Origin of the sequence: Streptomyces anandii JCM 4720, from assembly GCF_014650655.1 — a bacterium.
GTDB classification, from domain to species: Bacteria; Actinomycetota; Actinomycetes; order Streptomycetales; family Streptomycetaceae; genus Streptomyces; species Streptomyces anandii.
This window is the reverse complement of sequence record NZ_BMVJ01000018.1, coordinates 51,416-58,021: the sequence shown is the minus strand read 5'-3', so window position 1 is coordinate 58,021 and position 6,606 is coordinate 51,416. Positions and strand designations below refer to the sequence as shown.

General features: G+C 68.7%; 9 protein-coding genes. 4 read left to right on the top strand and 5 right to left on the bottom strand.

Translation table 11 applies throughout. From position 1 onward, the window contains the following. Positions 1 to 648, bottom strand: a 648-nt coding sequence (locus IE249_RS38630; RefSeq protein ID WP_308434401.1) for a DnaB-like helicase N-terminal domain-containing protein, incomplete at its 3' end; no start/stop codon positions are given. 460 nt (positions 649 to 1,108) lie between these two features. On the opposite strand from IE249_RS38630, the gene IE249_RS26995 reads away from it, so the two are divergent. Continuing rightward, positions 1,109 to 2,446, top strand: coding sequence for an MATE family efflux transporter (locus IE249_RS26995; protein ID WP_189708793.1), 1,338 nt, complete (start codon positions 1,109 to 1,111; stop codon positions 2,444 to 2,446). 74 nt (positions 2,447 to 2,520) lie between these two features. Here the strand turns inward: IE249_RS26995 and rplI are convergent, their stop codons facing one another. The 4 genes from rplI to rpsF form a co-directional block, all read right to left on the bottom strand. Further along, positions 2,521 to 2,967 carry a 50S ribosomal protein L9 gene (rplI, locus tag IE249_RS26990; RefSeq protein ID WP_189708791.1) on the bottom strand — a complete coding sequence of 149 codons (447 nt, stop codon included), beginning with the start codon at positions 2,965 to 2,967 and terminating at the stop codon, positions 2,521 to 2,523. Positions 2,968 to 2,985: 18 nt separating this feature from the next. Next, on the bottom strand, positions 2,986 to 3,222 hold the full coding sequence (gene rpsR / locus IE249_RS26985; protein WP_003949403.1) for a 30S ribosomal protein S18: 237 nt from the start codon (positions 3,220 to 3,222) through the stop codon (positions 2,986 to 2,988). A gap of 40 nt (positions 3,223 to 3,262) precedes the next feature. Next, positions 3,263 to 3,841 carry a single-stranded DNA-binding protein gene (locus IE249_RS26980; RefSeq protein ID WP_189708789.1) on the bottom strand — a complete coding sequence of 193 codons (579 nt, stop codon included), beginning with the start codon at positions 3,839 to 3,841 and terminating at the stop codon, positions 3,263 to 3,265. 74 nt (positions 3,842 to 3,915) lie between these two features. After that, a complete protein-coding gene (gene rpsF / locus IE249_RS26975; protein WP_019324683.1) occupies positions 3,916 to 4,206 on the bottom strand; it encodes a 30S ribosomal protein S6 in 291 nt (96 codons plus the stop codon). A 278-nt stretch (positions 4,207 to 4,484) separates the two neighbouring features. Between rpsF and IE249_RS26970 the strand changes: the two genes are divergently transcribed. From IE249_RS26970 to IE249_RS38625, 3 genes are all read left to right on the top strand, one after another. After that, the gene (locus tag IE249_RS26970) at positions 4,485 to 4,814 is read left to right on the top strand and encodes a hypothetical protein (RefSeq protein ID WP_189708787.1); all 330 of its coding nucleotides are present in this window, start codon (positions 4,485 to 4,487) and stop codon (positions 4,812 to 4,814) included. Positions 4,815 to 4,987: 173 nt separating this feature from the next. Beyond that, positions 4,988 to 6,109, top strand: a complete 1,122-nt coding sequence (gene femX, locus IE249_RS26965; RefSeq protein WP_189708785.1) for a peptidoglycan bridge formation glycyltransferase FemX — start codon at positions 4,988 to 4,990, stop codon at positions 6,107 to 6,109. A 97-nt stretch (positions 6,110 to 6,206) separates the two neighbouring features. Then, on the top strand, positions 6,207 to 6,606 hold a 400-nt coding region (locus tag IE249_RS38625; RefSeq protein WP_229859349.1), incomplete at its 3' end, for an alanine racemase.

Sequence of the window (6,606 nt, the reverse complement as noted above, 5' to 3'; positions counted from 1 at the left end):
GGCGCCCTCCATGATGTCGCCCAGCGGCAGGTAGTCCTCACTGGTGCGCTGCTCGGTGACCGCGTAGATCTCGGCCTGGGCGCGGTTGACGATCTCGTCCACGTCGTCGTCGGCCGCGTATCCCATCTGTGTGATGCGGGTGCCCGCCTCGACCAGGCGGCGCAGCACGGCACGCTCGTGGACGATCTCGGCGTAGTACGCGGCGTTCGCGGCGGTGGGCACCGTCTGCACCAGGGAGTGCAGATAGGAGGCGCCGCCCACCTTGTTGATCTCGCCGCGTTTGGTGAGCTCGGCGGCGATGGTGATGGGGTCGGCCGGCTCGCCCTTGGCGTAGACGTCGAGGATCGCCTGGTAGATCGTCTCGTGGGCCGGCTTGTAGAAGTCGTGGCCCTTGAGGATCTCGACGACGTCGGCGATGGCGTCCTTGGACAGCAGCATGCCGCCGAGGACGGACTGCTCGGCGTCGAGGTCCTGCGGGGGGACCCGCTCGAAGGAGGAGCCGGCGCTCTCCCAGGCCTCGCTCTCCCTGCCCCGGTCGTGCTGCTCGTCGCGGCCGCGGCCGCCGTCGGGGCGACGGCGGGAGGCCGGCAGACGATCACTGGGTCCGCTGTCGGCCCACGGGTCGTCCAGGGGCTCGGAAATGCTCACCGAGCGACCTCCTCCCGTCCGCCGAGCGGACCTCGCCGTGCCCCTCTTTTCTACGGCACGGCACTGACAAATGAGAGGCCCAACTCCGCTTGGGCCACGTCAGGTTTATGACGGTTTGGAAGGCCGGTGGACGGAGCGGGCGCCGGACAACGGTAGGCCCCCGGGCAGCGTCAGCCAATCTGGTTATCCACAGGCCATGTGGACGACGGCCCGGATGCTGTGGAGAACTCCGCGAAACCTGTGCACGGCCCGGTGGACAGCGCTGTGAACAAGCACTCGACGCCTCCCGCAAAGCATCTCTGACCTGCTCCTTTCCCATCCACCGGCTGTGCAGAAGAAAAAACTGCCCGCTCGGACCAAGATCGCATCGAACAGTGCGCACACCTGCGCACCGCAACCAGGCAAGTAAGGACTGCAAGTGCTTTGCATCTCTTACCTGTGGACGATTAGATTGGTGCTCATGACACAGGCCCCCGCACGCCGTCCGCCGGCCCGGCGCCGGCACGACCGAGAGATCGTCGCACTGGCGGTCCCGGCCTTCGGCGCGCTCGTCGCCGAGCCCCTCTTCGTCATGGCCGACAGCGCGATCGTCGGCCATCTCGGTACCGCACAGCTCGCCGGGCTCGGCGTCGCCTCGGCCCTGCTGACCACCGCCGTCAGCGTCTTCGTCTTCCTCGCCTACGCCACTACCGCGGCCGTCGCCCGGCGCGTGGGGGCCGGTGACCTCCAGGCCGCCATCCGGCAGGGCATGGACGGCATCTGGCTCGCCCTGCTGCTCGGCGCCCTCGTGATCGCCGCCGTGCTCCCCACCGCCCCCGCCCTGGTGGACCTCTTCGGCGCTTCGCACACGGCCGCACCGTACGCGACGACATATCTGCGTGTCTCCGCTCTCGGGATCCCGGCCATGCTGGTCGTGCTCGCCGCCACCGGCGTCCTGCGCGGGCTCCAGAACACGAGGACCCCGCTCTACGTCGCCGTCGGCGGTTTCGTGGCCAACGCCGCGCTGAACGCCGGTCTGGTCTACGGCGCCGGACTCGGCATCGCCGGATCCGCCTGGGGCACCGTGATCGCCCAGTGCGGGATGGCCGCGGTCTACCTGACCGTCGTCGTCCGCGGAGCTCGCCGGCACGGCGCGTTCCTGCGCCCTGACACAGCCGGCATCCGGGCGTCCGCGCAGGCCGGTGTCCCACTGCTGGTCCGCACCCTCTCCCTGCGGGCGATCCTGATGATCGCCACCGCGGTCGCCGCCCGTCTCGGCGACGCCGACATCGCCGCCCACCAGATCATCCTGTCCCTGTGGAGTCTGCTGGCCTTCGCGCTGGACGCCATCGCCATCGCGGGACAGGCCATCATCGGCCGCTACCTCGGCGCCGGCGACGCCTCCGGTGCGCGGGAGGCCTGCCGGCGCATGGTGGAGTGGGGCCTCGCGGTCGGAGTGGTGCTGGGCCTTCTTGTGATCGTGGCCCGTCCCGCCTTCCTGCCGCTGTTCACCGGTGACCCCACGGTGAAGGACACCGCGCTTCCCGCGCTGCTGGTGGTCGCACTCTCCCAGCCGGTGTGCGGTGTGGTGTTCGTCCTCGACGGAGTGCTGATGGGCGCCGGCGACGGCCCGTACCTGGCGTGGGCGATGCTGGTCACCCTGGCGGTCTTCACTCCGGCCGCACTGCTGGTGCCCGCGCTGGGTGGCGGGCTGACCGCACTGTGGGGCGCGATGACGCTCATGATGACCGTGCGGATGGCAACCCTGTGGCTCCGTGCCCGCTCCGGCCGCTGGCTGGTGACGGGGGCGGCGCGCTGAGCACGTTTCACGTGAAACAGCGAAGGGCCGCACCCTACTGGGCACGGCCCTTCTCAGCTGCTTGATCCTGACGATCAGGCGGCGACGACCTCGATGTTGACCTTGGCGGCAACCTCGGGGTGCAGACGCACGGACGTCTCGTGGGCGCCCAGGGTCTTGATCGGAGACGACAGCTCGATACGGCGCTTGTCGACCTCGGGACCACCGGAGGCCTTGATCGCCGAGGCGATGTCGGCCGGGGTGACGGAACCGAAGAGACGACCGGCGTCGCCGGAGCGGACGGCCAGACGGACCTTCACGCCCTCGAGCTGGGCCTTGACCTGGTTGGCCTGCTCGATGGTCTGGATCTCGTGGATCTTGCGAGCACGACGGATCTGCTCGACGTCCTTCTCGCCACCCTTGGTCCAGCGGATCGCGAACTTCCGCGGGATCAGGTAGTTGCGAGCGTAACCGTCCTTGACGTCGACGACGTCGCCCGCGGCGCCGAGGCCGGAGACCTCGTGGGTGAGGATGATCTTCATGAGTCGGTCACCCTTCCCTTAGCGCGCGGTGGAGGTGTAGGGCAGCAGCGCCATCTCACGGCTGTTCTTGACGGCCGTGGCGACGTCACGCTGGTGCTGCGTGCAGTTGCCGGTCACGCGGCGGGCACGGATCTTGCCGCGGTCGGAAATGAACTTCCGCAGCATGTTCGTGTCCTTGTAGTCCACGTACGTGACCTTGTCCTTGCAGAAAGCGCAGACCTTCTTCTTAGGCTTGCGCACAGGCGGCTTCGCCATGGTGTTTCTCCTGTGTGATCAAGAAGGGGGAAAGCGAGCCCTAGAAGGGGGGCTCGTCCGAGTAGCCGCCACCGCCGCCGGAGCCGCCGCCGCCCCAGCCGCCGCCACCCTGGTTGCCACCGGCGGGAGCGCCGGTCGCCCACGGGTCGTCGGCCGGAGCACCGCCGCCCTGCTGGCCGCCACCGGGACCGCCGCCCCAGCCGCCGCCCTGCTGGCCGCCACCGCCGCCGCCGTAACCGCCCTGGCCACCGCGGCCGGAGGTCTTGGTGACCTTGGCCGTGGCGTTGCGCAGGCTGGCGCCGACTTCCTCGACGTCCAGCTCGTAGACCGTGCGCTTGACGCCCTCGCGGTCCTCGTAGGACCGCTGCTTCAGCCGGCCCTGCACGATGACGCGCATGCCTCGCTGGAGCGACTCCGCGACGTTCTCCGCCGCCTGCCGCCAGACCGAGCAGGTCAGGAAGAGGCTCTCGCCGTCCTTCCACTCGTTCGTCTGACGGTCGAAGGTGCGGGGCGTGGACGCGACACGGAACTTCGCGACCGCCGCACCGGAAGGGGTGAAGCGCAGCTCGGGGTCGTCGACAAGATTGCCGATGACCGTGATGACGGTCTCGCCTGCCATGGGTGAACCTCTCGGCGGGTGTGCTGCTGGCTGCTTGGTGCTACTCGAATCCCGAGATCAGCTGAGCGGAAGGCTCAGTGGGTCTCGGGGCGGAGGACCTTGGTCCGGAGGACCGACTCGTTCAGGTTCATCTGGCGGTCGAGCTCCTTGACGACCGCAGGCTCGGCCTGCAGGTCGATGACCGAGTAGATGCCCTCGGGCTTCTTCTTGATCTCGTACGAGAGACGACGACGGCCCCAGGTGTCGACCTTCTCGACCTTTCCGCCACCGTCACGGACGACGGAAAGGAAGTTCTCGATCAGCGGGGAGACAGAGCGCTCCTCGAGATCGGGGTCGAGGATGACCATCACCTCGTAGTGACGCATGTGGAACCCACCTCCTTTGGACTCAGCGGCCACGGTCGTTCCGTGGCAGGAGGGTTGTGATGCGCTGGTACCGATGTCCGTGAGTAAACCAGGACCCACTGACAACGGGGGTCCGCTCGGCCGGATCGGCCGGGCTGCGGCACGGCAGGGCACCGGTACAGAAGCAACAGCTTACCCGCCCGCCACCGTCCGGTTGAAATCTGGCTCCGAGGGCAGACAATCTGTACACATCGGGTTGTGCAGGGCGAAGCGATGCTGCCTTCGGCAGGAGGTATCCCATGGCTCAGATGATGCGATCGACCAAACCCAGCAACGGTCTGCTGGCCACGGACGGCAAGCCGCACCCGCTGCAGAACGGCCTGCTGGCCGTGAGCGTGGTACTGGGCGCGATCGCGGCCGCCACCGCGGCGTTCCCCGGACTCCACTTCCTGACGGCCTGGACGGGCCTGTTCGGTGTCCTCACCGCCGGGTACGGCCAGTTCATCTCCGAGACGACACGTGAGCGCTTCGGTCTGGTCCTCGCACTGGGCGCCTCCGCCATCGGCCTCTACTTCGGCATGGCCAACGGCGGCCTCTTCGGCATCTTCAACGGGTTCGTCGGCGGCTGAACCCGCACCCCGCGGACGCTCCCCATGGGTCCGCGCACGGCGCCCCGGCAGGCGACAGGCCGGGGCGAAGGTTGCGTGCGGCCAGTCTGCGCGCTCCCCGGGCGCAGTAGGCTTCGGCGCGAGAGCCGGACCCCTGTACCCATGGGGACACGCCAGCCCGAGGAGCGCCCCGAATGAGCCTGACCCTGAGGACCATCAGTCGAGAGCAGCATCTGGCCTACATCCAGAACCTGCCCGCGGCGAGTCACATGCAGGTGCCGGCCTGGGCGGACGTGAAGGCCGAGTGGCGCTCGGAGAACCTGGGCTGGTTCGACGACCGTACGGGCGAGATGGTCGGCGCGGGCCTGGTCCTCTACCGTCAGCTGCCCAAGATCAAGCGCTACCTCGCCTACCTGCCCGAGGGCCCGGTCATCAACTGGTTCGCTCCGAACCTGGACGACTGGATCCAGCCGATGCTGGCGCACCTGAAGCAGCAGGGAGCGTTCTCGGTGAAGATGGGCCCGCCCGTGGTCATCCGGCGCTGGGACTCCGACACCATCAAGAAGGGCATCCAGGACCCGGACGTGAAGCGTCTGCGCGACCTGGAGGCCGACTTCATCGAGCCCCGCGCCTTCGAGGTCGCCGACAAGCTGCGCCGCATGGGCTGGCAGCAGGGCGAGGACGGCGGCGCCGGCTTCGGCGACGTGCAGCCCCGCTACGTCTTCCAGGTGCCGCTGGCCGGCCGCTCCCTGGAAGAGGTCCACAAGAACTTCAACCAGCTGTGGCGCCGCAACATCAAGAAGGCCGAGAAGGCCGGCGTCGAGGTCGTCCAGGGCGGCTACCAGGACCTCGAGGAATGGCAGCGGCTGTACGAGATCACGGCCGTGCGCGACCACTTCCGGCCCCGCCCGCTGTCGTACTTCCAGCGCATGTGGACGGCCCTCAACACCGAGGACCCCAACCGCATGCGGCTGTACTTCGCCCGGCACAACGGCGTGAACCTGGCCGCGGCCACGATGCTGATCGTCGGCGGTCACGTCTGGTACTCCTACGGCGCCTCCGACAACATCGGCCGTGAGGTCCGCCCCTCCAACGCCATGCAGTGGCGGATGCTGCGCGACGCCTACGCGCTCGGCGCCACCGTCTACGACCTGCGCGGCATCTCCGACTCGCTGGACGAGACCGACCACCTCTTCGGACTGATCCAGTTCAAGGTCGGCACCGGCGGACAGGCCGCCGAGTACCTCGGCGAGTGGGACTTCCCGCTGAACAAGCTGCTCCACAAGGCGCTCGACATCTACATGTCGCGCCGCTGATCCACATACCGGCCGCGACACCGCCGATCCGTTCGGCGGCGCCGCCGGTCTTCCACCCCACACACCCCAGCCCACGAGAAAGGTTCCGGGTCCGGCCATGGCGCTCACGCTCTACGTCGACACCGCGCGCTGGCGGGCGCACCACAAGCACGTGCAGGAGCAGTTCCCGGGACTCGTCCCGGTCTGCAAGGGCAACGGCTACGGCTTCGGCCACGAGCGGCTGGCGGAGGAGGCCACCCGGCTGGGCTCGGACGTCCTCGCCGTCGGCACCACCTACGAGGCCGCACGCATCAAGGACTTCTTCGGTGGCGACCTGCTGGTGCTGACGCCGTACCGGCGCGGCGAGGAGCCCGTGCCGCTGCCCGACCGGGTGATCCGCTCGGTGTCGTCGGTGGACGGGGTCTACGGCCTCGTCGGCGCCCGTGTCGTCATCGAGGTGATGTCCTCGATGAAGCGGCACGGCATCAGCGAGCAGGACCTGCCGCAGCTGCACTCCG

What these genes read in the sequence shown, in the direction of transcription:
- rplI (WP_189708791.1), bottom strand. Translation starts at nt 2,967, where the DNA reads ATGAAGATCATCCTCACCCACGAGGTCTCCGGCCTCGGCGCCGCGGGC.
- IE249_RS26970 (WP_189708787.1), top strand. Translation starts at nt 4,485, where the DNA reads ATGGCTCAGATGATGCGATCGACCAAACCCAGCAACGGTCTGCTGGCC.
- IE249_RS26980 (WP_189708789.1), bottom strand. Translation starts at nt 3,841, where the DNA reads ATGGCAGGCGAGACCGTCATCACGGTCATCGGCAATCTTGTCGACGAC.
- femX (WP_189708785.1), top strand. Translation starts at nt 4,988, where the DNA reads ATGAGCCTGACCCTGAGGACCATCAGTCGAGAGCAGCATCTGGCCTAC.
- rpsR (WP_003949403.1), bottom strand. Translation starts at nt 3,222, where the DNA reads ATGGCGAAGCCGCCTGTGCGCAAGCCTAAGAAGAAGGTCTGCGCTTTC.
- rpsF (WP_019324683.1), bottom strand. Translation starts at nt 4,206, where the DNA reads ATGCGTCACTACGAGGTGATGGTCATCCTCGACCCCGATCTCGAGGAG.
- IE249_RS26995 (WP_189708793.1), top strand. Translation starts at nt 1,109, where the DNA reads ATGACACAGGCCCCCGCACGCCGTCCGCCGGCCCGGCGCCGGCACGAC.